At 69.1% G+C, this 26,815-nt stretch carries 19 protein-coding genes; 6 read left to right on the top strand and 13 right to left on the bottom strand.

The features are described from left to right. Window positions 1-2,336: glycosyl hydrolase (locus ADY01_RS04700; protein WP_049565881.1), on the top strand; the 2,336-nt coding region annotated here is incomplete at its 5' end. A gap of 97 nt (window positions 2,337-2,433) precedes the next feature. Here the strand turns inward: ADY01_RS04700 and ADY01_RS04695 are convergent. Both ADY01_RS04695 and ADY01_RS04690 read right to left on the bottom strand, forming a co-directional pair. Then, entirely contained in the window at window positions 2,434-2,760 is a 327-nt protein-coding gene (locus ADY01_RS04695) for a hypothetical protein (protein ID WP_049565878.1), read from the bottom strand. A 119-nt stretch (window positions 2,761-2,879) separates the two neighbouring features. Then, window positions 2,880-3,239 carry a hypothetical protein gene (locus ADY01_RS04690; protein WP_049565874.1) on the bottom strand — a complete coding sequence of 120 codons (360 nt, stop codon included), beginning with the start codon at window positions 3,237-3,239 and terminating at the stop codon, window positions 2,880-2,882. Between the two features lie 347 nt (window positions 3,240-3,586). On the opposite strand from ADY01_RS04690, the gene ADY01_RS04685 reads away from it, so the two are divergent. The 5 genes from ADY01_RS04685 to ADY01_RS04665 all read left to right on the top strand — a co-directional run bounded on the left by ADY01_RS04685 (window position 3,587) and on the right by ADY01_RS04665 (window position 10,353). Further along, window positions 3,587-4,816 carry an acyltransferase family protein gene (locus ADY01_RS04685; protein WP_049565868.1) on the top strand — a complete coding sequence of 410 codons (1,230 nt, stop codon included), beginning with the start codon at window positions 3,587-3,589 and terminating at the stop codon, window positions 4,814-4,816. Between the two features lie 497 nt (window positions 4,817-5,313). Beyond that, window positions 5,314-6,228 (top strand): aromatic prenyltransferase, encoded by a 915-nt coding sequence (locus tag ADY01_RS04680; protein ID WP_078899998.1) that lies wholly within the window; start codon window positions 5,314-5,316, stop codon window positions 6,226-6,228. Window positions 6,229-6,439: 211 nt separating this feature from the next. After that, window positions 6,440-8,011, top strand: coding sequence for a vanadium-dependent haloperoxidase (locus tag ADY01_RS04675; RefSeq protein ID WP_049565862.1), 1,572 nt, complete (start codon window positions 6,440-6,442; stop codon window positions 8,009-8,011). Between the two features lie 153 nt (window positions 8,012-8,164). After that, window positions 8,165-9,721 carry an MFS transporter gene (locus ADY01_RS04670; RefSeq protein ID WP_049565859.1) on the top strand — a complete coding sequence of 519 codons (1,557 nt, stop codon included), beginning with the start codon at window positions 8,165-8,167 and terminating at the stop codon, window positions 9,719-9,721. Further along, window positions 9,718-10,353, top strand: coding sequence for a TetR/AcrR family transcriptional regulator (locus tag ADY01_RS04665; protein ID WP_049565850.1), 636 nt, complete (start codon window positions 9,718-9,720; stop codon window positions 10,351-10,353). The genes ADY01_RS04670 and ADY01_RS04665 overlap by 4 nt, the downstream gene beginning before the upstream one ends. Window positions 10,354-10,491: 138 nt before the next feature. Here the strand turns inward: ADY01_RS04665 and ADY01_RS04660 are convergent, their stop codons facing one another. The 11 genes from ADY01_RS04660 to ADY01_RS04605 form a co-directional block, all read right to left on the bottom strand. Next, window positions 10,492-11,700, bottom strand: coding sequence for a cytochrome P450 (locus ADY01_RS04660; protein ID WP_049565841.1), 1,209 nt, complete (start codon window positions 11,698-11,700; stop codon window positions 10,492-10,494). Between the two features lie 331 nt (window positions 11,701-12,031). Then, window positions 12,032-13,612, bottom strand: a complete 1,581-nt coding sequence (locus tag ADY01_RS04655; RefSeq protein ID WP_234320064.1) for a vanadium-dependent haloperoxidase — start codon at window positions 13,610-13,612, stop codon at window positions 12,032-12,034. 162 nt (window positions 13,613-13,774) lie between these two features. Next, complete coding sequence (locus ADY01_RS04650; RefSeq protein WP_234320063.1) at window positions 13,775-15,355, bottom strand: DUF6851 domain-containing protein; 1,581 nt, start codon at window positions 15,353-15,355, stop codon at window positions 13,775-13,777. A 152-nt stretch (window positions 15,356-15,507) separates the two neighbouring features. After that, window positions 15,508-17,100, bottom strand: a complete 1,593-nt coding sequence (locus tag ADY01_RS04645) for a DUF6851 domain-containing protein (RefSeq protein WP_234320061.1) — start codon at window positions 17,098-17,100, stop codon at window positions 15,508-15,510. Window positions 17,101-17,226: 126 nt separating this feature from the next. After that, a complete protein-coding gene (locus tag ADY01_RS04640; RefSeq protein WP_234320059.1) occupies window positions 17,227-18,798 on the bottom strand; it encodes a DUF6851 domain-containing protein in 1,572 nt (523 codons plus the stop codon). 85 nt (window positions 18,799-18,883) lie between these two features. Beyond that, window positions 18,884-20,470 (bottom strand): DUF6851 domain-containing protein, encoded by a 1,587-nt coding sequence (locus ADY01_RS04635; RefSeq protein ID WP_234320058.1) that lies wholly within the window; start codon window positions 20,468-20,470, stop codon window positions 18,884-18,886. Window positions 20,471-20,576: 106 nt separating this feature from the next. After that, window positions 20,577-21,491 (bottom strand): aromatic prenyltransferase, encoded by a 915-nt coding sequence (locus ADY01_RS04630; RefSeq protein WP_063784117.1) that lies wholly within the window; start codon window positions 21,489-21,491, stop codon window positions 20,577-20,579. Between the two features lie 463 nt (window positions 21,492-21,954). Next, a protein-coding gene (locus ADY01_RS37915; protein WP_420715580.1) for an IS5 family transposase occupies window positions 21,955-22,748 on the bottom strand; the annotation gives its coding sequence in 2 pieces (ribosomal slippage) (window positions 21,955-22,413 and window positions 22,416-22,748; 792 coding nt in all). A 184-nt stretch (window positions 22,749-22,932) separates the two neighbouring features. After that, a complete protein-coding gene (locus ADY01_RS04615; protein WP_049565822.1) occupies window positions 22,933-24,180 on the bottom strand; it encodes a cytochrome P450 in 1,248 nt (415 codons plus the stop codon). A 282-nt stretch (window positions 24,181-24,462) separates the two neighbouring features. Continuing rightward, window positions 24,463-25,359: a methyltransferase domain-containing protein gene (locus ADY01_RS04610; RefSeq protein WP_078899996.1), complete on the bottom strand. Its 897-nt coding sequence runs from the start codon at window positions 25,357-25,359 to the stop codon at window positions 24,463-24,465. A 353-nt stretch (window positions 25,360-25,712) separates the two neighbouring features. After that, window positions 25,713-26,747: a methyltransferase gene (locus ADY01_RS04605; RefSeq protein ID WP_049565819.1), complete on the bottom strand. Its 1,035-nt coding sequence runs from the start codon at window positions 26,745-26,747 to the stop codon at window positions 25,713-25,715. Window positions 26,748-26,815 lie beyond the last annotated feature (68 nt).

The raw sequence follows: 26,815 nt of genomic DNA, 5'->3' as shown, positions 1-26,815 counted from the left end.
CGATGGACCCCCTTCCCGACCCCCCGCTGGCCGCCCTCGTCGGCCGGGAGCGCGACAGCGGGGAGACGGTCGACCTCACCCCGCACGTCGGCTCCGACCGGGTCCTGGACTGGGTCGCGCCACCGGGCCGTTGGGAGCTCGTCGGCGTCTTCAGCGGGCTGGCGCTCAAGCGCGTCGAGCGTGCGGGGCCGGGCGGCAAGGGGCTGATGGCCGACTGCTTCTCCCCCGATTCCGTGCGGCGGCACCTGGACCGCCTCAACGAGGCGCTCGGCGACGGGCCACGCGGCCTGCGGGCCATGTTCCACGACTCCTTCGAGTTGGAGCGCACGGACTGGACCCGCGCGGCCCTGTCCGAATTCGCCCGGCTGCGCGGATACGACCTCGTCCCGCACCTTCCCGAGGTGTTCGCCGGGGCGGGTGCGGCCGACGTGCGCACCCGCGTGCTCTCCGACGTCCGCGAGACGTTCTCCGACCTGTTCCTCGAACGGTTCGCGGGGCCCTTCTCCGACTGGAGCGCGCGGCGTGGCCTGCTGAGCCGGAACCAGGCGCACGGCTCCCCGGCGCACCTGCTCGACGTCTACGGTGCCGCGGACATTCCCGAGACGGAGTACACGGGCGGCGAGATCATCCCGATCCCCGGCCTCCGGCAGGGGGCGGGGACCGCCACCCGGCCGACGTCCCTGACCTGGCGGTTCGCCTCCTCGCCCGCGCACGTCCTGGGCAAGCCGCTCGTGGCGGCGGAGACGATCACCTGGCGCGACGAGCACTACCACGTGTCGCTGTCCCAGGCGAAGCCCACGGTGGACCTGCTGTTCGCGGCCGGGATCAACCACATCGTGTTCCACGGCACGGCGTACTCGCCCGAGGACGCCCCCTGGCCCGGCCTGTCCTTCTACGCCGCCACCGAGGTCCAGCCGGCCAACACCCTCTGGCGCGACCTGCCCCGGCTCACCGACTACATCACGCGCTGCCAGTCCGTGCTCCAGTCCGGCGAGCACGACAACGACGTCCTCGTGTACTGGCCGCAGCACGACCTGTGGGCGCAGGACCACGGCGGCGCGGGCGAGGGTGCCGAGGAGATCGAGCTGACGCCGGACTACCACTGGTCGGGCGACCCGTGGATGGACGATCACCCGGCGGGGGCGGGCGCCGCCGCGGCGGGCCTGGCGGCCAGGGGCTGGCAGTTCGACTGGGTGTCCGACCGGCAGTTGGCGGCGTTCCGCCGCGGCCGCTCCGGCGTCCGCAACGACCACAGCCGCTACCGGGTCGTCGTGGTCCCGGGGGCGCGGCTCGTTCCGCTGCCGACCATGGAGAAGTTGTGCGAGCTGGCCGCGGCCGGCGCGACGGTCGTCTTCGACGGCGATCTCCCGGCCGACGTGCCCGGTTGGGCCGACCTCGCCGAGCGCCGCACGCGGCTCGCGGCGCTGTGCGGCCCCCTGCGGGCGGACCGCGGACGGGACGGCGTCCACGCGGTGGGCCGCGGCCGGATCGTGGTGACCGCCCAGGGCGCCGACCTGGACCGGGCGCTGGCGGACGCCGGTGCCGCGCGCGAACCCGCCGCGGAATCCGGCCTGTCGGTGCTCCGCAGACGGCACGGGCAGGGCAGGCACTACTTTTTCGCGAACGCCACGGCCGACCCGGTCGACGGCTGGTTCCCGCTGGGCACCGACGCCGCGTCCGTCACCGCGCTGGACCCGCTGCACGACGTGAGCGGGCTGGCGCCGACGCGCCGCGACGGCCGCCGGGTGCGGGTCAGGCTCCGGCTCGATCCCGGGGAGTCCCTGATCCTGCGGACGTTCGACCGGCGACGCGTCCAGGCGCCGGAGAGGCCCGTGCCGGTGCCGACCGGCCGGCGGCTGCCGCTGAGCGGGCCGTGGACCCTGACCTTCCTCGAAGGCGGCCCGACGCTGCCACCGGAGCGCACGCTGACGGAGCTCGTCTCCTGGACCGAACTGGGCGAGTCGGAGGCGGAGTTCTCCGGCACCGCCCGCTACACCGCGGAGTGCTCCCTGTCCGCCGCCGACGCCCGCCGGAACTGGCTGCTCGATCTCGGAGACGTGCGCGAGTGCGCCCGCGCCACACTCAACGGCCATGACCTGGGCACCGCCTGGGCCATCCCGTTCCGCCTCGCCGTGGGGCCGTCGCTCCGGCCCGGCCGGAACGTGCTGGAGCTGGAGGTGACCAACCTCGCGGCCAACCGCGTACGCGCCCTCGCGCGACGAGGCGAATTCGTGGCCGACTTCTACATGAGCTGGCGGGACGCGCCGCCCGACCAGTGGGAACCGATGCCCTCGGGGCTGCTGGGGGTGCCCCATCTGACCGAGGTGCGCGACTGAGGGACCGGACGGAAGCGGGGTGCGCGAGGAGTCACCGCACCGACGGCGAGGCGGAGCCCTCGCCGTCGGTGCGGTGCGGTGCGGTGGCTCGTTCGCGTCAGCGTCCGAGGGCGTCGCGGAGTTGCTGCTTGTTCATGGAGGAGCGGCCTTCGACGTTCTCCTTCCTGGCCTCCTGGTAGAGCTGGTCGCGCGTGGGGCCCTGGGGGCCGCGGTGGGAGCGCTCGCCGCCGCGCTGGGGCGCCGACTTGGGGTCGCGGGTGGAGGTCGTGCTCGCGCGCTTCGCCTCGCCCGAGCGGGCCCGCTGCTTGTTGACGGTGCGCGCGGCGATCTCCTCCGCGCGCCCGGTGGAGGTGCCTCGTTCCGTGGCGCCCTCCTTGATGTGCTCGTACTGCCGCTCGCGCTTGCTGCTGGAACCGGCCGGCATGATCGTCCTCCCTTGCCGTCTCGGGCGCGGGTGCGCCGCTGTGTCCTCCCCCGCGCCTGCCCGCCGTCCCGCCCCGCACGCCCCCATGGGCGCCTCACGGCGCGCTCGTTCTCCCCGGATCAGCCGGTGGCGCGGAAGCTGCGCATCTCGTGGTTCTGGTAGCTGTGCAGGTCGTTGGCGGGGAAGGTCAGGCCGTGGCCCGAGCAGTCGGTGGACTCGTAGACGGTGAAGCCCCGCTGGCTCAGGTTCAGATGGCCGTGGACGACGAAGGGGAGTTCCGTGCACGTGTCGGAGGGGCCGCCGGGGTAGACGGCCTCGGTGCCGGTGAGGTCGGGCTCGGTGTAGAAGGTGAGGCTGCCCGGTGCGGGGTCGGCGGTGGCGGCGGTGGCGTTGGTCGCCGAGGCCGTCGGCGCGTTCAGCAGGGCGAGGGCGACCGCGGACACCAGGCCGGCGGCGAGGGCGATCCTGTGGGGACGCATGGGCTTCTCCTCTGCGAGTGGGACGGTGGCGCTGTAGTAGGCGCTGTAGTACACGGAGCGGACGCCTGAAAGGTTCACAACGTGTCGGCTGTGGCCGGGGGTTGCTAGGGGTGTACGCCGAGAGCCTGTGCACCTAGCCTCCTGCACAACGGATCAGGCCCCTAGAGCGGCAGGATGACCAGGAGGTACGCGTGGCACACAAGGCGGAGTTACCACCTGAGAGGCGGTTCCCCGACCCCCGGTTCGTCGACGTCGGGCGGGACGCCGGAGCGTGCGTTTCCCCTGGCAAGGCAATCCACCCCTGCTTGGGCGCACCGGCGTCCCGGGCCTCGTGAAGGAGATGGCACATGGCACTGCATCCCCCTGAACCCGCGGGCGCGAAGGCCGGAACGGGGCGCACCGGCAGCGACGTCGCCGCGCGGACGGTCGACACGGCCAAGGCGTACGCCCCGGCCATCGACGGCCTGCGCGCCTCCGCCAACCTCATGGTGATCGCCATGCACGTGGGCATCTACACCGGGCAGGTGCCGGTGCTCGGCACGGAGGGCCCGCTGAGACCGGTGCTGAACCGCTTCACGGTCGCGGTACCGATCTTCTTCGTCATATCCGGGCTGCTGCTCTACCGCTCCTGGGCCGACGCCGCCCTGGACGGCCGGAAATCCCCGAGCAGCAAGCGGTATTACTGGCACCGGGTCCTGCGCATCTTCCCGGCGTACTGGCTGGCCGCCCTGGCGGCGCTTCTGATGTTCGAGGCCGAGCGGCTGGACGAGGCGGCGCGCACCGCGCGGGTCGCTCTGCTGTGGGTGATCTACGACAACGACACCCTGACGGCCAGTCTGGCCCCGACGTGGAGCCTCGCCACCGAGGTCTCCTTCTACGCGCTGCTCCCGATCCTCGCGTTCGTGCTGCACCGCCTGCTGCGCAAGGGCAGGACGGGACCGGCGTTCATGCTCCTCGGCGCCCTGGTGGTGCTCAGCGTCGTGTGGGTGGCGGTGCTGTTCATGTCGCCGGAGCCGATGGTGCCGCCGCTGGAGCGGCGCTGGCTCCCCGCGTACATCAGCTACTTCGCCGCCGGGATGGCGCTCGCGCTCCTCGCCTCCCACTCCACACGGTCGGCGAACCCGCCCGCGATCGTCGTCCTCGTCTCGCGTCACCCGTGGGCGTGCTGGGGCGTCGCGCTGGCAGCGCACCTGGTCAACTCGACGTCCCTGGCCGGTGACATCGTCATGGTCCCGACGGCGTCCGAGGCCGTCGTCGAGCACGTGTGCCACCTCGTGACGGCCGTGTGCCTCGCGGCTCCGCTGCTGTTCGCCAACGGCAGCCGCCCCGCGCGCATGATGGCCTTCCCCGTGCTGGCGTGGCTCGGCCGGATCTCCTACGGCACCTTCCTGTGGCACATGGTCATCATCCTGGGGTGGATCAAGTACACCGACAAGGAGATCGGCACCCTGGACATCAGCGACTTCCTGCTGCTCTACCCGCTGACGCTGGCCCTGTCGATCACCCTCGGCTGGCTGTCGTACGTGCTGATCGAACAACCCACGCGCCATCTGCGCCCGCTCGTCAAGGGTCGCTAGAACCCGGGCCGGGGGCGATATGAGCGGGTGGCCGTCATCACGGACCGGGCGAAATGCAGGGGTCTTGACGATCAGACGGCGAAGAACCTATACATATAATCATCCCCCGGAGTCCGTCCTCTTGGCTCTGACTCAATGCCAGGCGGCTCCCACCGCGGCGGCCATGCCGCGGCAGCTGGTGTGATCACGGCCTCGGAGCCGTGCTGGACGCCCCCACCCCTTCACCGGGCCGGCGCCGCGTCCGTTCAGGAAGCCGGTCGCCGCGCCGCGTCGCGGGGACGCACGACCCGGCCGACCGGACCATCGACCTCCTCGACCTCCTCGACTTCCTCGACCTCCTGCCCGGCGCCCGGGCCCCTCTCCACCATCCGGCCGTGACCGGGGCCGGACAGGGAACGGCCGCCAGGAAGGAGCACCACAAGCACCCGCACACGTCGGCGGTGAATCGCGGAATGCCTTGCCGCATCACAGCACCAGAGTTGACACTTGGAGGATAAATGTCCGGAGCCGCTGAGATAGACGATGTTTATTCGGTCTTTGAGGAAACGGCTCGACTGCTGGAAGCGCCCTGCTCACGCGACACGGTCGTGCCCATCCTGACCGCGTACGGAGACCCGATCAGCGAGGTCGGGATTCACTTCAACGTGACGACCGGCGCGGGCAGGACAGGCGAGCTCGACTTCACCTTCACCGTGCCTCCGACGATCGACGACCCCTACGCCCACGCCCTGGCGAACGGCCTTGTCGAGGCAACGGACCACCCCGTCGGCAGCCTGCTCTCGGACTTCCGGGAGCGATGCGCCGTCAACGAGTACCTGGTCGACTGCGGAGTCGTCGGGGGCTTCCGGAAGGTCTACGTGCACTTCCCCCGCGAGCTCCAGAGCGCCTCGGAGCTCGCCGACATCCCGTCCATGCCGCGCGCCGTGGCCGAGAACGCCGGTTTCTTCGCCCGCCACGGCCTGGACAACGTGGCGATGCTGGGGATCGACTACCAGAACAAGACGCTGAATCTGTACTTCCAGCTCTCCCCGGAGAGCCCCCTCGAACCGAAGACCATCCTCGCGATGCTCCGCGAAGCCGGACTGCCGGAACCGAACGAGGGGATGCTGGACTTCGCCCGGAAGGCGTTCCGGGTCAATGTCACCCTCGGCTGGGACACTTCGGAGATCGTACGGATCGCCCTTGCCCAGGCGCCGGCCCGCGGCCTGGACCCGTCGGTCCTCTCCGCTCCGATCGAGCCGAAGTTCGAGCGCTTCCTCAGGAACACCCCCTACACCTACGCCGGCGAGCGCGTGAACCTGCTCGGCGCCAAGTGGACGCGCAAGGGGGAAGTCCTCGAATTCGCCTCATACCACTCGCTGTCGCCCATGCAGCGGAAGATGTGGATGGCGATCCACAAGGAAGAGATATAACACCCGGGTTCCGCTCATCGCCGTCCGGGACAGCAGGGACCGGACGGCGGCCGGCTGGACTTCTCCCACGGGACGTGGACGGAGTTCACGATCCGGTCGAGACGCAGCCGACTCTCTCTGAGGCGTGGTCCTTCTCCAGGGACCTCGCCTCAGACATGTTCAGACATGTTCAGACATGTGGAGTCCCCTTCTTAAGAAAAGGACATAATCCATGACGACGTCCGGACGTTCTCCCTTCTCGGGCTTCAGGCCGGGGCGCAGGTCGCTGCTCGGCGGGCTCCTCGGCGGTGCCTCGACCGCGGCGCTGGCCACCCTGGGTCACGGCGGCACGGCCGCCGCCAGCCAGTCGGCCGGCTCGGCGGCCCAGCCGCCCCAGATCGACTTCGACCTCGACACCGGCAACTTCATCCGGGACCTGGTCTCCAGCCAGGACCGGGAGGAGTTCGAGGAATTCGTCGCCCCCATGGACGTGACCATAGTGGAGCGGGTCACCCACTTGACGACGACCGCGTGGTTCGATGCGGTGGCGCCCTACCACCCGACCGCGGTCGGCGTTCACTCCCGGCTCGGCCGCCGCCCCTCCAGCGAGTCGAACACCAACAGGAATCTGAACACCGCCGCCCTGCATGCCACATACCAGGTGATCAAGGGTCTGATGCCGGAGCGGGAGCCGGTCATCGGCGGGCTGCTGATGGCGATCGGCCTGGACCCCACCGACGAGTCGGAGGACCGGACCACCGCGGTCGGCCTCGGCAACCTGGCCGGCAAGGGCGTCCTCGCGGACACCGTGCACGACGGCATGAACCAGCTGGGCGACGAGGGCCGCACATACAACGGCCGTCCCTACGAGGACTACACCGGCTACGAGCCCGTCAACACGGCCTTCAAGCTGAGGAATCCCTCACGCTGGCAGCCGCAGCTGGGCCCCCACAACCGCCGGCAGGGCGTCGGCAAGGGTGACAAGGGCGTCTTCGTCGTCCAGCAGTTCGCCACCCCGCAGCTGCGGCTGACCAAGGCCCACACCTTCTCGGACCCCGGCGAGTTCAGGCTCGCCCCGCCCCGGCACATCGACCACCACCGGCCCAGGGACTACAAGCGCTCGGTGGACGAGATCCTGGAGGCCTCGGCCAATCTCACCGACAAGCAGAAGATCGAGGCGGAGTTCTTCGACAACAAGCTCCTGGGCATCGGCATGTCGGGCCTCGCCGCGGCCCACGCCCACGACGAGATGGACCTGGCCGGCTGGATCCACCTGTTCTTCACGCTCTCGACGTCCGTGTACGACGCGCTGATCGCCGCCTGGCACCAGAAGCTCACGTACGACGCCGTGCGCCCGTGGAGCGCCATCCGGCACGTGTACGGCAGCCGCAAGGTGACCGCCTGGGGCGGCCCCGGCATGGGAACGGTCAACGACATGCCCGCCGACCAGTGGGCCAGCTACCTGAAGGTGGGTGACCACGCCGACTACCCCTCGGGCTCCACGACGCTCTGCGGCGCCGAGGCGCAGGCGGCGCGGCGCTTCTTCGGCGACGACCGCCTGGACTGGCGGGAGGTCGCCCCCGCCGGCTCCGCGCTTCAGGAGCCGGGGATCACCCCCGCCAACGACGTCGAGATGTACTGGGCCACCTGGACCGAGTTCGTCGAGACCTGCGCCATCAGCCGGGTGTGGGGCGGGGTGCACTTCAAGACGACGGTCGAGAAGTCCGCCGAGTTCGGCGAGCAGTTCGGCGACATGGCCTACGAGTTCGCGCAGCGGCACATCAACGGTGACGTGGAGGACTGACCCTCCCCACCGTGCCCCGCCGTGGCGGCGGGCACCGACCCGACGGACCCGCCGCCGTGCGCCCCCCGACTCCTCCGGGAGCGGGGGGCGTTCGGCCGTTCGAGACGCCGGAACCTCTACCGCCCGCGTGGTGAGAGGGACTATCATTTAAGCATGACTGACAAAAGGCGCTGGTTAGCACTTGTTGCTCTGACCATCAGTGTGCTCGTACTCGGGTTCGACCTGACAATCTTGAACGTCGCCCTGCCCACCATGGCCGCTGACATCGGCGCCGACACGGGTGAGCTGCAGTGGATCGTCGACTCGTACGCCGTCGTCTTCGCCGCCGCGATGCTCCCTGCCGGGCTGCTCGGTGACCGCTTCGGGCGGCGCAAGATGCTGGTTGCCGGGCTCGTGATCTTCTTGGGCGGCTCCATCCTCGGGGCTGTCGTGTCCACCCCAGGGCCCGTCATCGCGGCCCGCACGATCATGGGAGTCGGCGGCGCGCTCATCATGCCGCTCGCCCTCTCCGTGATCCCGACCCTCTTCGAGGGCGAGGAACGCACCAAGGCCATCGGAGCCGTCACCGTGGGCATGTCGGCCGGCATGCCGTTCGGCCCCCTGGTCGGCGGCTGGCTGCTCGACCACTTCTGGTGGGGCTCGATCTTCGTCCTCAATATCCCGCTGGTCGCCATCGGCATCGTCGCCTGCGTGATGCTGATCCCCGAGACCCGCGATCCGTCGGCCACCGCGGTCGATCCATTGAACGCCACGCTGGGCGTCCTCGGCCTCGGCGCGTTCGTCTACGGCGTGATCGAGGGACCCGTCGAGGGATGGACCAGTCCTCTCATCCTCGCCGCGCTCATCGGCGGCCTGCTGATGCTGGCCGCTCTCGTGGTGCGCGAGCGTCGCCAGACCCGCCCGATGCTGGACCTGGAGCTGCTGGGGAACCCCACCTTCCGGTGGAACACGATCATCACCGTGCTCGTCATGTTCGTGATGATGGGCCTGATGTTCGTGCTGCCGCTGTTCCTCCAGGCCATCCAGGGCAACGACGCCTTCGACACCGGCCTACGGCTGATGCCGCTCATGGCCAGCATGATCGTCGTGGCCCGCGCGGCGCCACTGCTGATCGCCCGCTTCGGCACACGGGCCGTGATCGTCGGGGGCATGGCCCTCTTCGGCGTCGGACTGCTGCTCGGCGCCCGTACGGACGCCGGCGACGGGTACGGATACGTGGCGCTGTGGCTGACCGTCACCGGACTCGGCCTCGGCTTCGCGATGATGCTGACCATGGACGCCGCCCTCGGCGCGCTGCCCAAGGGCAGGGAGGGCACCGGCACCGGGCTGCTGACCACCCTGCGGCAGGTCGGTGGCGCGATCGGCATCGCCGCGCTGGGCAGCATGCTCAACGCGGTCTTCACCAACCGGATCGACACGGACGGGCTGCCGCCGGAGGCGGCGGAGACCGCCGAGGAATCGATCGTGGCGGCACAGGCGGTCGCCGCGCAGCTGGACCTCCCGCAACTGGCGGAGTCCGCCCAGTCGGCCTTCATGAGCGGCATGGGGGTGGTCATGGTGGTCAGCGGCATCGCCGCACTCGTCACGGCCGTCCTCGGCGCCTTCGTGCTGCCGGACGAGCGGAAGCAGAAGGCACTCGAATCCGCGCCGGGGCCGGATTCGCCCCAGGCCGAGTCGCTACCGGGCGCGGGTGGTGTTGCCGGACAATGAGCCGTATGCCCACCGAACCGACGTCGCCGGGGATCGCCGCCACCGAAGCCGGCCTCGGCCTGCGCGAGCGCAAGAAGCTGCGCACGCGTCAGGCGATCCGGCAGGCGGCCCACCGGCTGATCGAGGAGCGAGGGTATGAGAAGACCACCATCGAGCTGATCGCCGCGGCCGCCGAGGTCTCGCCCAGCACCGTCTTCCGCTACTTCCCCAGCAAGGAACACATCGTTCTGACGAACGACTACGCCGTCTCCAGCATCGGGTTCCTCCTCGCCCGCCCGGCGGACGAGCCTCCACTGGTGGCGATGCGGGCGGCGGTGACGGGGATGATGCGCATCCTCTACGAGGACTTCAGCGCGGAGTACACGTGGCGGATGGAGCTGGTGCGCGAGGTGCCCGCGGTGCGGGCGCTGATGCACGAGGCGCAGCACAAGCTGGTCGGGGCCATGAGCGCGGCACTCGCCCAGCGGACCGGGCGGCCGGAGGACGACCTCGAACTCCGGGTCGTGGTGGGCGCCATCATGGGCGCACTCCACCAGGTGCTGCTCGACTGGGGCGACGACGGCCAGGAGGGCAACCTCCTGGAGATGATCGACCGGGCGCTGTCGGTGCTGGAGCGCGGCCTGACGCTGTAGGGCGTCGGGCGGGGCTCCGGCCGGTCTTCTCTCACGGTGGGGGCATGAGCAGGGCCTCCCGGCGACTCGGGGAACACATGTTCCACCGGGCGCCGGGAGGCCCTGTTGTCGCTGCTGGACGCGCCCGCGCCGGTGGGGTCAGTGCGACCGCGGCCGGGGGGTCATGAGGAGTTGGCGGGGATGGAGCGTGGTCTCCGCCGCCGTGCGGACCTGGCTGCCGGGCTCGGTGCTCAGCTTCCACGCCCGCGTCACCGTATCGAGGAGAACGTCCAGTTCCTGCCAGGCGAACGGTTCTCCGACGCACCCTTTCGGCCCCGTCCCGAACGGGATGTACAGAGCGCCTTCCGCGATGCCGGGCCGAAGGGAGAGCCACCGGTCGGGATCGAACCGGTTCGGCTCCGGATAGCGGTCGGGATTCCTGTGCAGGAGATACGAACTGATGACCACGTTCGCGCCCTCGGGAAGCGACTCGTCGCCCAGGGTGACGGGTGAACGGGTCATGCGGCACGAGATCCACACGGGCGGGTAGAGCCGCAGGACCTCCATCAGGAACCTGATGGTGTAGCTGTGCTCACGGCGTTCGATGCCGGGCGCGGCGGAGTCGTTCCCCGATGTCGCCAGGTCCGCGATGACCCTCTCCTCCATCGAGGGGTCCTCGGAGAGCTTGTAGAGAGCCCAGGACATCACGGAGGCCGTGGTGACCGTTCCCGCGGTCAGCATCATGACCGCCTCGTCGCAGACCTCGTCCGCCGTCAGGAGGCGGTTCCCCTTGCCGTCGGCGTCCGACAGCAGCGCCGAGAGATAGCCGGTGTGGGAGTCGGGGGAGTTCAGTTGGTCCTTGATACAGGTCAGAAGCAGGGCCCGGACGTCCTCGCGCGCGCGGACCAGCTCCCTCGATGGCCCCTGCACCCGTGCGCGGATCGCCGCCTTGCCGTAGAGCGGTCGCTTGATCGTCGCCCAGTTCAGTACGGCGAGGCGCTCGTCGAGAGCCGCCGTCGTCTCGGACGGCAGGCCCGGGAAGAGCGCGGCCAGGGCGATCGAGCCCGCGATCCGGCACATCTCGACCTGGATGTTGATCGGCTGGCCGGCGCGCCATGAGGACACCACCTTCTCGGCGATGCCGCGCATGGTCGGAAGGTACTCGTCGACCTTCGTCGCCCGCAGGTAGGGATTCGCCAGCCGCCGGTAGTGGCGGTGGACGGCCTCGTCCTCGGCGAGCATTCCCACCCTGCTGAAGTTCCTGCCCTTCTGGAAGAGTTCGCCCCTTCCGTAGTTCTTGCTGTCCTTCACCAGGATCGAGCGGGCCAGGAGCGGGTCGTTGACGAATACGGCATCGATGCCGTCCACCGTCAGACCGCGGGTCGCACGACCTTGGAGGAGTTTCTCCATTCGACTGAATCGGAAAGCCGGACCGCCTTGTCCATGCGAGGCACTTAAGTAATCGGCTGTCGAGTCTGTGTGACTCTTCAATGCGCTCACCTCTCGTGCAGAATTCTTGTGGGGCATTCCGCTTGTGCAGAGACAGATGGCTGAGAGCCGAGGTGGGTGCGGCCGGCCGGGGGTGGCCCGGACGGCCGCGCGCACCACGTCCGATGGCGGTGAACACGCAGGGGCACTGACGGCTGCGGGCGCCGGCGGCGGGCTGCCGTGCAGGTGCCCGCCGCCGCCGCGATGAGGATCAGTCCTCGACGTCGCCGTTGATGTACCGCTGCAGGAACTCGTAGGCCAGGTCGCCGAACTGCTCGCCGAGCTCCACGGACCTCTCCACCGTCGTCTTGAAGTGCACCCCGCCCCACACCCGGCTGGTGGCGCAGTCTTCGACGAAGGCGGTCCAGCTGTCCCAGCGCAGTTCGAGGTCGGCGGCGGGGCTGATACCCGGCTCCACCAGCGTCGAACCGGCGGGGACGGGGTGCGTCCACTGGAGGACGTCGTCGTCGAAGAAGCGCCGCGTCGCCTGCGCCTCGGCGGAGCAGAGCGTCGTGGAGCCGGACGGGTACTCGGAGTGGTCGCCCACGGCCAGGTAGCTGGCCCACTCGCTGGCGGGGATGTCGTCGACCGTCCCCTTGCCGACTCCGCCCCAGGCGGTCACCTTGCTGTTGCCGTACACGTGCCGGACCGCGCTGAACGGCCGCACGGCGTCGTACCTGTTCTTGTTGTGCCAGGCGACGACCAGCCCGTCGTGGAGCGCGATCGAGTGCGTGAGGAACAGCTGGGCCCAGCCCTGGAGGTCCAGCTCGTGGGCGTGCGCCGCGGCGTGCACCGAGAAGCCGATGCCCAGGAGCTTGTTGTCGAAGAACTCGGCCATCACCTTCTGCGCGTCGGTGAGATTGGCCGAGGCGTCCAGGATCTCGTCCACCGAGCGCTTGTAGTCACGCGGCCTGGTGTGGTCGCTGTGCTGGGGCGCGGCCAGCTCGAACTGGCCCGGGTCGTCGAAGGTGTAGGGCTTGACCAGCGCGAACTGCGGGGTGGCGAAGTGCTGGACGGTGAAGACGCCCTTGTCGCCGATCGGCGGGCCGAGGCGCCGGTTGTGGGTGGTGAGCTGCGGCTGCCAGCGCGAGGGGTTCCTCAGCTTGAAGGCGGTGTTCACGGGCTCGTAGCCGGTGTAGTCCTCGTAGGGACGGCCGTTGTACCGGGGGCCCTCGTCGCCGAGCTGGTTCATGCCGTCGTGCAGGCGGGCCGCGACGACGCCCTTGCCGGCCACGTTGCCGATGCCGACCGGGCTGGTCAGGTCCTCCGACTCGTCCTCGTAGTCCATGCCGAGCAGGGTGAAGATCTCCTGGTAGACCGGCAGCCGCTCCGGCAGTATGCCCGCGATCACGTGATAGGTGGCGTGCAGGCCGGCGATGTTCATGTTCCGGTTGGTCGCCGACTCGCTGGAGGGGCGGCGGGGGATCCGGGTGTGGACGCCGACCGCGGTGGGGTGGTAAGGCGCCAGGGCGTCGTACCACCCGAAGTGCACCATGTTGTTGGTGCGTATCTGAAGGGTCACGTCCATCGGGGCGATGAATCCGCCGACCTGGTCCCCGTCGGGCTCACCGATGTCGAAGGTCGGCATGTCCCGGACGAAGTTGCCGGTGTCGAAGTCGAAGTCGATCTGGGGCGGCTGCTGCGCCGTCGAACCGGCCGACCGGGCCGCGGCGGCCGAGCCGCTGTGCCCCAGGGTCAACGCCGCGGTCGAGACACCACCGATCCCGCCGAGCAGCAGGGACCTGCGCCCGGGGAGGAAGCCTGGGAGGTAAGAACGTCCGGACATCGTCATGGGTTGTCCTTTTCTTTCTTATATAGAGGTCGGCTCTGCGCGTCTGGACCTTCCGAGGCCCGGCGGACGCGGCGCCGTTTCGGCGGCCGGCGGCACGGTGGTGGACCGCGCCACTGGCCCGGCGGCGGGCTGTGGTGCCCGTGCCCGCCGCCACGAAGGAGGTCAGTCCTCGACGTCGCCCCTGACGTGCCGCTGCACGTACTCGTAGGCCAGGTCGCCGAACTGTTCACCGAAGGGGATGGACGTCTGGTTCGTCTTCGAGAAGTGCGCCCCGGCCCACAGCCGGCTGTCGGCGCAGTCCTGGACGAAGTCGGTCCAGGTGTCCCAGCGCAGTTCGAGGTCGCCGGCCGGGGTGACCCCGGGCTCCACCACCCCCGAGCCGGCGGGGAAGGTCAGCGTGAGGTCCAGGACGTCGTCGTCGAAGAAGCGCCGCGTCGCCTGCGCCTCGGCGGCGAAGACCACCGCGGAGCTGGACGGGTACTCGGGGTGGTCCTCCACGTTGAGGTAGCCGACCCACTGGTCGGCGGGGATGTCGTCGACCGTCCCCTTGCCGGGACCGCCCCAGGCGGTCACCTTGCTGTCGCCGTACACGTGCCGGACCGCGCTGAACGGCCGCACGGCGTCGTACAGGGCCTTGTAGTGCCAGGTGGCGACCATCGCGTCCCAGCTCGCCATCGAGTACGACACCCACAGCTGGGTCCAGCCGTGCAGGTCCAGCTCGTGGGCGTGCGCCGCGGCGTACGCCGGGGGGCCGACTCCCAGCAGCTTGTTGTGGACGAACTCCGCGATCATCTTCTGCTCGTCGGTGAGCGCGGCCGACGCCTCCAGGATCTCGTCCACCGAGCGCTTGTACTCGCGCGGCCTGGTGTGGTCGCTGTGCCGGGGCGGGGCGAGCCCGAACCGGGCCGGGTCGTCGAAGGTGTAGGCCCTGCCCACCCGCAGCTGCGGGGTGAGGAACTGCTGGACGGTGAAGACGCCCTTGTCACCCAGCGACTCGCCGTGGCGGCGGTTGTGGGTGGTGAGCTGCGGCTGCCAGCGCGAGGGGTTCCTCAGCTCGAAGGCGCTGTTGACGGGCTCGTAGCCGGTGTAGTCCTCGAAGGGACGGCCGTTGTACCGGCGGCCCTCGTCGCCGAGGGAGTTCATGCCGTCCCGCTCGCCGGCGGCGAGGAGGCCCTTGCCGGCCACGTTGCCGATGCCGATCGGGCTGGTCCGGTCCTCCGACTCGTCGTCGGGGTCCAGGCCGAGCAGGGTCAGGATCTCGCGGTAGACCGCGACCCGTTCCGGCAGCAGGCCCTTGATCACCGTGAACGTGGCGTACACGATCGCGATGTTCATGTTCCTGTTGGTGGCCGACTCGCTGGAGGGGCGGCGCTCGAACCGGGTGTGCACGCCGAGCGCGGTCGGGTGGTAGGGCGCCAGCGCGTCGAACCACGCGAGATACACCATGTTGTTGATGCGCATCTGGTGCGTGACGTCCATCGGGGCGACGAACCCCGTGACCTGGTCCCCGTCGGGGTCACCGACGTCGAAGCTCGTGAAGTCCCGGATGAAGTTGTCGGTGTCGAAGTCGAAGTCGATCTGGGCCGCCGACCGCGCCGCCGAGCCGGTCGCCTGGCCGGCCGCGGCCGAGCCGCCGTGCCCCAGGACCAACGCCGCGGTCGAGACACCACCGATCCCGCCGAGCAGCAGCGACCTGCGCCCCGGTGAGAAGCCTGATAGAGGAGAACGTCCGGGCATCGTCATGGGGTTGTGTCCTTATCTCTGAAAAGGTGGCTCTGCACGTCCGAGGCGCGGTCTTCGGGGACGACCAGCGGGGGCACCGGATTTTCCAGAGGGCTGTGCCCTTCGGGGCGGCGGCGGGCCGTCGTGCGCCGTGCCCGCCGCCGCGATGAGGGTCAGTCCTCGACGTCCCCGTCGACGTACCGCTGCACGTACTCGTAGGACCGGTCGCCGAACTGCTCGCCGAAGGGGATGGCCCTCTCGACCGTCTTCGTGAAGTTCACCCCGCCCCACACCCGGCTGGTGGCACAGTCCTCGACGAAGTCGGTCCAGGTGTCCCAGCGCAGTTCGAGGTCGCCGGCCGGGGTGGCCCCCGGCTCCACCACCCCGGAGCCGGCCGGGACCTGACGCGTCAGGGCCAGCACGTCGTCGTCGAAGAAGCGCCGCGTCGCCTGCGCCTCGGCGGAGCCGATCGCCACGTAGCCCGAGGGGTACTCGGGGTGGTCGCCCACGTTCAGGTAGCCGGCCCACTGGTCGGCGGGGATGTCGTTGACCATGCCCTCGCCGACTCCGCCCCAGGCACTCACCGGACGGCTGCCGTACACGTGCCGGATGGCGCTGAACGGCCGCACGGCGTCGTACCTGTGCTTCTGGTGCCAGACGGCGATCAACGCGTCGTGCTGCGCCACCGAGTGCGTCAGGAACAGGTGGGCCCAGCCGTGCATGTCCAGGCCGCCGGTGCCCTGGTCGTGGGCGTCGGCCGCGGCGTACTGGGAGAGACGCATGCCCAGCAGCATGTGGTCGAAGAACTCGGCCTTCACCTTCTGCTCGTCGGTGAGGGCGGCCGACGCCTCCAGGACCTCGTCCACCGAGCGCTTGTAGTCCCTGGCCCTGGTGTGGTCGCTGTGCCGGGGAGCGGCGAGCCGGAACTCGGCCGGGTCCTGGTAGGTGTGGGGCTGGACCAGCCGCAGCTGCGGGGTGATGAAGTGCTGGACGGTGAAGACGCCCTTGTCACCCACCCCGTGGCCGAGGCGGCGGTTGTGGGTCGTCAACCGCGGCTGCCAGCGCGAGGGATCGACCAGGTCGAAGGCGCCGTTCACGGGCCGGTAGCCGGTGTAGTCCCGGTAGGGCACGGGGTTGTACTTGCGGCCCTCGTCGCCGAGGGCGTTCATGCCGTCCCGCTCGCGGGCCGCGACGACGCCCTTGCCGGCCATGTTGCCGATGCCGACCGCGGTGGTCGGGTCCTCCGACTCGTCGTCGGGGTCCAGGCCGAACGCGGTCAGCGCCGCGCCGAGGGCCGGGGCCCGCTCGTCCTTGAACGCGCCCTGCGCCACCCGGTAGGTGGCGTACAGGCCGGCGATGTTCAGGTTCCTGTTGGTGGAGGACTCGCTGGAGGGGCGGCGGCCGATCCGGGAGTAGATGCCGACCGCGGTCGGGTGGTAGGGCGCCAGCGCGTCGAACCACGCGAGGTTCATCAGGACGTTGTCCCGGATGACGACGGTCACGTCCATGAAGGCGACGCTGGAGGTCGCCCCGCCCTGGGCGTCCTCGCCTCGCAGATCCCGGATGAAGTTGCCGTTGTCGAAGTCGAATCCGGGTTGTTGGGCCGCCGACTGTGCCGTCGAGCCGGCGCGCTGGCCGGCGGCGGCCGTTCCGCTGTGCCCCAGCGTGGCCAGCGCCGCGGTCGAGACACCACCGATCCCACCGAGCAGCACCGACCTGCGCCGCGGTGAGAAGCCTGGGACGGGAGAACGTCCGGACGTCGTCATGGGGGTGTGTCCTTGTCTCTGAGAGGGAAGCTGTGGTGTCCTCCCGCGCCGACCGGGTTGCGGTGGAGGACAGGGCAACGGGCGGCGGCGGGCCGTCGTTCCTCAGGCCCGCCGCCGCGTCGGGGATCAGTCCTCGACGTCGCCGTTGACGTACCGCGTCACGTAGTCGTAGGCCATGTCGCCGAACTGCTTGCCGAATTCCATGGACCTCTCGACCGTCTTCGAGAAGTGCACCCCGCCCCACACCCGGCTGTAGCCGAAGTCCTCGACGAACTCGGTCCAGGTCTCCCAGCGCAGCTCGATGTCGCGGGCCGGCGTGACGCCCGGCTCCACCACGGCCCCGCCGGCCTCGACGGCGTAGGACCAGTCCAGCTTGTCGTCACCGAAGAAGCGCCGCGTCGCCTGCGCCTCGGCGGAGGCGATCGTCGTGGAGCCGGAGGGGTACTCGGCGTGGTCCCCGACCTTCAGGTAGCTGGCCCACTCGTCGGCGGGCATGTCGTTGACCGTCCCCATGCCCACGCCGCCCCAGGACCGCACCGGCCTGTCGCCGTACACGTGCTGGACCGCGGTCCAGGGACGCACGGCGTCGTGCAGGACCTTGTTGTGCCAGACGGCGATCAGCGAGTCGTACATCGCCACCGTGTGCATCAGGAAGACCTGGACCCAGCCGTCCATGTCCAGTCCCGGGTGGGCGTCACCCGCGGCGAAGATCGGCAGGCGGATGCCCACCACCTTGTTGTCGAAGAGCTCCGCGATCACCTTCTGCTCGTCGGTGAGGTTGGCCGAGACCTCCAGGATCTCGTCCACCGAGCGCTTGTAGTCCCTCTCCCGAGTGTGGTCGGTGAACCGGGGCGGGGGAAGCTCGAACTCGCTCGGGTCATCGAAGGTGTGCGACTCGGTCAGCCGCAGCTGCGGGGTGACGAAGTGCTGGACGGCGAAGGCACCCTTGTCGCCCTGCCCCACGCCCTGACGGCGGTTGTGGGGGCCCAACTGCGGCTGCCAGCGCGAGGGGTTGACCACCTCGAAGGCGGTGTTCACCGGCCGGTAGCCGGTGTAGTCCTCGTAGGGACGGCCGTTGTACTTGGGGCCCTCGTCGCCGAGCTGGTTGATGCCGTCCCCGAGGCGGGCGTTGATGACGCCCTTCCCGGCCATGTTGCCGATGCCGATCGCGGTGGTCGGGTCCTCCGACTCGTCGTCGGGGTCCAGGCCGAGGGAGACCAGCACCTCCCGGAGGAGTGGCTCGCGCTCCTCGAACACGCCCTGCACCACGCGGTACGTGGCGTAGATGACGGCGATGTTCCTGTTCCGGTTGGTCTCCCCCTCGCTGGCGGGACGGCGCTCGATCCGGGTGTAGATGCCGACCGCGGTCGGGTGGTAGGGCGCCACCGCGTCGAACCACGAGTGCGTCATCAAGTCGTTGATCCGGATCAGGGGAGTCACGTCCATGGGGGCGATGTCCCCCGCCCCCATGGCGTCGACGTCCCTGAAGTCCGAGAGGAAGTTGCCGTTGTCCCAGTCGAATTCGGGGGGCTGGGCGGCCGACTGGGCCGTCGAGCCGGTGGACTGACTGGCCGCGGCCGTTCCGCCGCCTCCCAGGGCCAGCGCCGCGGTCGAGGCACCACCGATCCCGCCGAGCAGCAACGACCTGCGCTGCGGCGAGAAGCCTGATTCGGGAGAACGTCCGGACGTCGTCGTCATGGGTTGCTTCCTTTTCTTTAAAAGGGGTGCCGTACACGGAGGGCGGCGGGCCCGTCGTCCGGTGCCCGCCGCCGCGGTGGGTGGGTCAGTCCTCGACGTCGCCGTTGATGTGCCGCTGGGCGAACTCGTAGGCCAGGTCGCCGAACTGCTCGCCGAAGACGACGGACCTCTCGACCGTCTTGGAGAAGTGCACCCCGCCCCACACCCGGCTGGTGGCGCAGTCCTCCACGTGGTCGGTCCAGGTCTCCCAGTGCAGTTCGAGGTCCCTGGCGGGGCTGACCCCCGGCTCCACGAGCGTCGAACCGGCGGGGAAGCTCTGGGTCCAGGCCAGGACGTCGTCGTCGAAGAAGCGCCGCGACGCCTGCGCCTCGGCGGAGCAGAGCGTCGTGGAGCCGGAGGGGTACTCGGAGTGGTCCCCCACGGCCAGGTAGCTGGTCCACTCGTTGGCGGGGATGTCCCTGACCGTGCCCTTGCCCGGTCCGCCCCAGGCGGTCACCCGGCGGTCGCCGTACACGTGCCGGACCGCGCTGATCGGCCGCACGGCGTCGTAATGGTTCTTGTGGTGCCAGGCGGCGAGGAGCGTGTCGAAGAGCGCCACCGAGTTCGTCAGGAGCAGGTGGGCCCAGCCGTGGATGTCGAGGTCGTGGGCCTGGGCCGCGGCGAGCACCGAGAGCCCGATGCCCAGCATCTTGTTGTCGTAGAACTCGGCCATCACCTTCTGCTCGTCGGTGAGGTTGGCCGAGACCTCCAGGATCTCGTCCACCGAGCGCTTGTAGTCCCTCTCCCGGGTGTGGTCGCTGTGCCGGGGAGCGGCGAGCCTGAAGTCGCTCGGGTCATCGAAGGTGTAGGGCTTGGTCAGCCGCAACTGCGGGGTGATGAAGTGCTGGACGATGAAGATGCCCTTGTCGCCGAGCCCCGGGCCCAGGCGGCGGTTGTGGGGGCCCAGCTGCGGCTGCCAGCGCGAGGGGTTGACCAGGTCGAAGGCGGTGTTCACCGGCCGGTAGCCGGTGTAGTCCCGGTAGGGCTGGAAGTTGTACTTGCGGCCCTCGTCGCCGATCTGGTTCATGCCGTCCCGCTCGCGGGCCGCGATGACGGCCTTGCCGGCCAGGTTGCCGATGCCGACCGCGGTGGTCGGGTCCTCCGACTCGTCGTCGGGGTTCAGCCCGATCGCGGCCATCAGGTCCCGGAGCACCGGCAGCCGCTCCAGGAACGCGCTCTTCAGCACCTGGTTCGAGGCGTGCAGGCCGGCGATGTTCATGTTCCGGTTGGTCGCCGACTCGCTGGACGGCCGCCGGCCGAGCCGGGAGTACACGCCGACCGCGGTGGGGTGGTAGGGCGCCAGCGCGTCGAACCACGCGACCTGCATCAGATTGGTGATCCGGATGAATATGGTCACGTCCATCGGGGCGATGGCCTCAAGCACCGGCGAGGCACCGTCGGGGTTGGAGAGCAGGTCCCGCATGAAGTTGTCGTTGTCGAAGTCGAATTCGATCTGGGCCGGCTGGGCTGCCGGCTCCGCCGCCGATCCGGTCGACTGGCTGGCCGCGGCCGTTCCACTGTGACCCAGGGTGGCCAGCGCCGCGGTCGAGGCACCACCGATCCCACCGAGCAGCACCGACCTGCGCCGCGGTGACAAGCCTGATACGGGAGAACGTCCGGACGTCGTCGTCATGGGTTGTTTCCTCTTCTTTGTAAAAGGGGGCTCTACGCACCTGGGGCGAGGTCCGTGAACGGACCTCGCCCCAGGTTGTAGCCGGTTGTTCGCCGAGAACGGATATCTATTCCTCGTTGGGCGCCAGTATCTTCCGCTGGAGAGGTGAAAGCTGATAGCACGACCCGAAGCTGAGGCTTTCTCCGTCCGGCGACCACTTGATGGCCACAATCTGTATACGCTCACCGGCGTACGTGTGCGGAGCGCTCTTCAGGAACTGCACGATCTCCGGTTCGATACGGGTGGGAAGCGTCGCCACGTCCGAACTCATCAAGCCGCGGCCCGGCGGGCGGGCGAAGGAGATCCGGTGGATCTTCGGGGAATCCCAGTCGAGGGTGACATAGACCCTGAACGCCCCCTGGGCGAAGGACAGCAACCGCTCGTCCGGCTCCGGTGCCCCGATCTCGCGGAGCATCGACAGGATGACCTTCGACTCAAGGCGCTTCTCGGCGGAGAGCTGGAAGTACACATTCGCCGTTTTGTGCTGGTAGTCGACCCCGACCATCACCACGTCGTCCAGACCGTGGCGGGCGAAGAAAGCGGCGTTCTCCCCCAGGGCGGGGGGCATGGACGGGATGTCGGCGGTATTCGACACCGTCCGCATGTCCTGGGGATAGTGGGGGTAGATCTTGTTCAGGCTGCCGCCGATTCCGTAGTCGACAAGGTAGTCGCTGATGGAGATGCGCTTCTGGATGTCGGGGATCAGCGCACTGGCAGGGTGATCCGTCTCCGTGACAAGGCCGTTCGACAGCGCAAGGGCATAGGGATCGCCCACCGCCGGAGGCATGGTGATGGAATAGTCGAGATCTCCCACGTGGCGTCCACCGGTCGTCACGTTGAACACTATTCCGGCCTCTGAGAGCGCCTTCCCGTGCGCGGTGAGGATCGGCCAGACCTTCTCACGTGAGCAGGTCGCGCCCACCAGTTGGGCCGCTTCCTCGATGGCCGAATACACATCTTCCGCCACGGCGAATTCTGGCATTTATCCTCCAAGTGCCGACTTCAGTGCTTGCAAACAATCCGACGCCGCCGACTCCCGCGGTTCGGCAACCTGATCAGAGGCCGGGCCCCGTGCCCGGTTCGACGGGGCGAAGCGTCTCAGGTGCCACACACCATGGCACAGGGCGCGGGAAAGCCCCGGTTCGCGTGGCTGTCTTCCTCGGTGGCGCGTGGCGGCGATCGGCCCGGCCGCGGCATTGTCCACGGCCCGTCACCAGGCACCGGCACAGGGGACCGTGGCGGCCGGAGTACGGACGGTACGAAGGGCGTCTGACCTGGAATCAGCGCCAAGAGGGCGGACTCCGGGGTTGCGATTATATGTATAGGTTCTTCGCTGCTCGATCGTCAAGACCCCGACCGCCGTGGGCATCTCCTCACACCGAGCGGGCGTACCCGGGCATGAGGAAACCGCCCCGCCGGCGAGGCGGGGCGGCTAAGACGTTGTCTCATTTGGTGAGTCTGCGGTAGCAGATGAGGGTGCACGCTATTGCGGTGAAGGCGAGGAAGTGCTCAGCTTTGCGTTCGTAGCGGCGGTGGAGTCGGCGGCATCCGGCGAGCCAGGACATGGTGCGTTCGATGGTCCAGCGGTGTCGGCCCAGTCGGGTGGAGGATTCGATGCCCTTGCGGGCGATGCGGTGGGTGATGCCGCGACTGCGGAGCCATCGCCGCAGGTGGTCGTAGTCGTAGCCCTTGTCGGCGTGGAGCTTTGCGGGGCGTCGGCGGCGCCGGCCCCGGCGGGAGCGGATCGGCGGGATGCCGCGCACGAGCGGCTCCAGGGCCTGGCTGTCGTGGAGGTTCGCCCCCGAGATGCCGATGGACAGGGGCAGACCGGTCCGCTCGGTGATCAAGTGGATCTTCGAGCCGTTCTTGCCCCGGTCGACAGGATTCGGACCCGTCAGCTCCCCCCTTTCAGGGCCCGCATGTTCACCGAGTCGATCGCGCACCTCGACCAGTCCAACTCGCCCCGCGCGCCAAGGTCGTCCAGGACCAGGCGGTGGAGCTTGGCCCACACCCGGGCGCGGGTCCACTCGGTGAACCGGCGGTGGGCCGTCGGCCCAGACGGCCCGAACGTGGGTGGCAGCTGCCGCCACGTGCAGCCCGACGTGGCCACGAACACGATGGCCGCCAACACCTCCCGGTCCCCGTACCGCCGCCGACCACCACCCTGAGGCCGGGACGGCACCGCAGGCACCACCCGTTCGAACAACTCCCACAACTCGTCCGGCACCAGACGCTCCACGATCCCCACAACCCCAGGCTATCGAACAATCCAAATGAGACGGCATCTAAGGACTGAGGGCGAGCGAGCGGGCGGGCGGGCGCGCCGCGCGCCGTCCGCGCCACCGGGGCCACCCGACGCGGCGGGTGGGGACGCCGGGGTCTCCCCCGGCTCCGCCGTCCCTCCGCTCCCGGGCCCGGGGGCGTTACCGCGGCCGGGGGATCATGAGAAGCCGGCGGGGATGGAGCGTGGTCTCCGGCGCCGTGCGGACCTGGGCGCCGGGCTCGGTGCTCAGCCGCCACGTCCGCAGCACCGTACCGAGGAGAATGTCGAGCTCCTGCCAGGCGAATGATTCTCCGATGCACCCCTTCGACCCCGCGCCGAAGGGAATGTACATGGCGCCGTCCGCGATGCTGGTCCGAGTGGAAAGCCACCGGTCGGGATCGAACCGGTGCGGCTCCGGATAGCGCTCGGGATTCCTGTGCAGGAGATACGAACTGAACACCACGTTCGCGCCCTCGGGAATCGAATGCCCGCCCAGCGTGACCTGCGCACGGGTCTTCCGGCACGATATCCACACGGGCGGATAGAGCCGCAGGATCTCCATCAGGAAGCGCAACGTGTAGCCGGACGGGCGGCGTTCCCTGCCGTGCCCGGCGGATCCGTCCTCCGCCTTCGCCTGTTCCTCGATCAGGTTCTTCTCGATCAGGGGTTCTTCGGAGAGCACATACAGGGCCCACGACATCACGGAGGCCGTGGTGACCGTTCCCGCGGTCAGCATCATGACCGCCTCGTCGCAGACCTCGTCCACCGTCAGGGACCGGCCGCCCTTCTCCTCGGAATCCGACAGCAGCGAGGAGAGATACCCGTTCTCGGCATCCGGGGAACGCAGGTGGTCCTCGATGCAGGTGAGGAGGAGTTCCCGGACGCCCGCGCGAGCCCGCGCCAGCCGATGCGCGGACGTGCCCTGCCCCCGCGCACGGGACAGGTGCTTGCCGTAGAGCGGTCGCCTGATCGTTTCCCAGTTCAGCGCGGCAAGGCGCTCGGTGAGGTCCGCCGATGTCCCGGGCGGCATGCCGGGGAAGAGGGTGCCCAGGGCGATCGCACCCGCGAGCCGGCACATCTCGGTCTGGATGTCGACGGCATGCCCGGGGCGCCATGACGCCACCGCGTCCTGGGCGATGCCGCGCATGGTGGCGTGGTAATCGCCGATCTTCGACGCCCGCAGATACGGGTTCGCCAGCCGCCGGTAGTGCCGGTGCAGGACTTCGTCCTCGGCGAGCATCCCCGCCTTGCTGATGTTCCTGCCCTTCTGGAAGAGCTCGCCTTTCCCGTAGTTCCCGCTGTCCTTCACCAGGATCGAGCGGACCAGCATGGGGTCGTTGACGAACACGGCGTCGACGCCGTCCACCGTCAGATTGCGGACGGAGTGCCCTCGGAGCAGCCTCTCCATCCGGCTGAACTGGAAAACCGGACCGCTGTGTCTGTCCAGGACGCTCACGTGCTCGGTTGGCGAGTGTACGTGACCCTTCAACGTGCTCTCCTCCCGTGCGGAATTCCTGCGAGCGTTCCTTGGTTCGGAGCCAGATGATCGAGGGCTGAGCGGTTTTCCGTCCGATGACGCGGGAAGAGGCCCCGCCGAACCGCTCACGCGGCTGGGCGGGGCCTCTTCCCGGTGTGTTCTCGCTTGCTCATCAGGGGACCGGGTACGGCCGCCGGCCGCCCCGAGGACGGCTCACGCCGCTTCGAACGCGAACAGCTCGTAGGTCGTCAGCCGCTGCGCGTAACCGTCTCCCATGAACCGCTCGCTGCCGGTCGCGTGCTCGGAACGCTCACGCAGACGCCAGTACGGCGTCGTCATGTCGGTCAGGTCGACATGATCGACAAGCGTCATCTTCGCCTCCCGGATCGCGTCCCGGTAGGCGGCCGGCGTGTGGATCAGGGTCAGATAGTGCTCGTCGATCTGAGCCTTGAGCCGCTCGGCCTCCTCGCCCTCGCCGGCGCACCACGCGATGACCACGACGCGACCGCCCGGCTTCAACGCCGCGCGGAAACGCGAGAACAGCGCGGGCAGGTCCTCGAAGTGCTCCGTGCTCTCGCAGGCCCAGACCGCGTCGTAGCGCGCCGGCTCGAAGGGCTTCTCACGCAGGTCCGCGGTGTCGAAGCGGACACGGTCGTCGACATGCAGGATCGTGGCGGCGGCATTGCCGAAGCGCGCCTGCTCGGTCGACAGCGTGAAGCCCTCGACGCCGCAGCCGAATCGCCGGTTGATCGAGAGGCCACCGCCGCCCGCGCCGCATCCGGAGTCGAGCACGAGCGCCGACGGCCCGAGAGGGCCGAGATGGTCGAGACCGACCGCGACGAGGTCGATTTCGAGCTCGTGCAGCAGTTGCAGACGGGCCGCCTCGTCGAGCGGCTCGTCGACATTGCGCCCCCGCTTCGGATCGACCACTCCATTGTGGTTGAAGAACAACAGGTCGCCTGACGCCAGGCGAGCATTCAGGGCGTCGCCGTCACGCGTCTTCGCATCGTAGAGCGCGGCGACCGCCTCCCGTTGCAGAGCTCGATCGGCAGACGCCGTCGACGGCGCGTTCCCCGGATCGGTCTTTTCAACCTCAGTGGTTCCGGACATTTTTCCTCCGAGTGTTGAGGGCTTACTTACAACAGGGAATCCCGCGATCCATATTCCCTGATCTTCCCCTCCGCCAAACCCGCGATGCCCCCCCGCGCATTCCGGACCCGGCACGGTCCGGCGCATGACGATTCATCGCCAACTTCCGCTATTCAGCCACCTGATCAGAGAAGAGCTGAATGTCCGGCTCAACGAGCCATGGTGTTCGCCGGGGGCACCCCGGAGAGGCCCCGCCCCGGCATTGTGGTCACATGTGAAGATTCTGCGCCGCCTTGGTCATCACCACCCCGGCCGCCGCTCGTTCACGCCGTCTCGGCGATGAGTCGGCCGTCACGGCAGCCGGGCCCGGTGGGTCAGGCAGTCTTTGTCGCCGTCAGGATGGCCGGAATGGGAATGACGTCCTGGGGTATCTCGGCGGCGTCCTTGGTGATGGTCTTGGTGACCGTGAATCCGCATTCCTCGAGCCAGGCGCGGTAGGTCGAGAGTTTCTGCGGTCCGCCCTGGGCCATGGTGCAGCCGATGAAGAAGGCGGGGAAGAAGTCGACGTTGTAGTTGTCGGTGTCCTGGATGTTCTCCGGATACACCGGAACCATCACGTTGACCTGCCCGCCGACCTCAAGCGACTTGTTGACACCCTGGAGGATCCGGAACACGTCGTCCTTGTCGAACATGTCCAGGAAGTGCTTGATCAGCACGGTGTCGAAGCCCTTGGGGATTTCGTCGAAGACATTGCCGCCGATGAACGAGCAGTGCTCGTCCACACCGTGCGCCCGGAAGTTCTCCAGGCACTCCTTCTCCTTCTCCGGCAGGTCGAAGGTCGTCACCCGGAGCCCGGGGGACTCCTTCATCTGGTACGTGTGGATCGCACCCAGGCCGGTGTTCCCGGCGAGGTCCAGGACCCGCGTGCCGGCCGGGATGTCGATGTTGCCGAAGAACCAGGGATCGATACGGGCGGTGACATTGTCCATCAGCGTCGCCCAGGACTCACGCAGGTCCTTGTGCTCCGCCACGGCACCGTAGAGGGTTCCCTCGGACACCCCGTAGAGCTCCTTGAGCCCGACGAGCGAGCCGGTCTTCACACTCTCGGTCAGGTAGAACAACTGCCTGAGCGCGACCACCTTGATCATGTTCATGTAGGTGAGCGCCCGTCGCAGATCGCCCTCGGGAACGCCCGCGAGCGCGTCCAGGGCGTAGGCGCCGGAACCCTCGTCGTGCGAGACGAAGCCCTCCTTGACCAGCAGGAACAGGAGCTGCTCCACCGCGTCCGGCTTCGCGCCCACCGCGGCGCCGAGCTCGGCCGCGGTCATGCCGGGCTTCTCCCTGAGCGCGTCGACGATGCCGAGCTCGAAGCAGGACAGGAGGGTCATGAACCGCGCCGGCCCCACCATGTATTCACGAAAACGCCCGAGCGTGGCTTCCGGAGTCATTGCAATGATCCCTTTCGAGTTGGTTGTCC

Origin of the sequence: Streptomyces sp. SBT349 (assembly GCF_001083795.1) — a bacterium.
Lineage (GTDB): Bacteria > Actinomycetota > Actinomycetes > Streptomycetales > Streptomycetaceae > Streptomyces.
The sequence above is the reverse complement of the archived record's forward strand: the minus strand, read 5'-3'. Positions and strand labels throughout refer to the sequence as shown.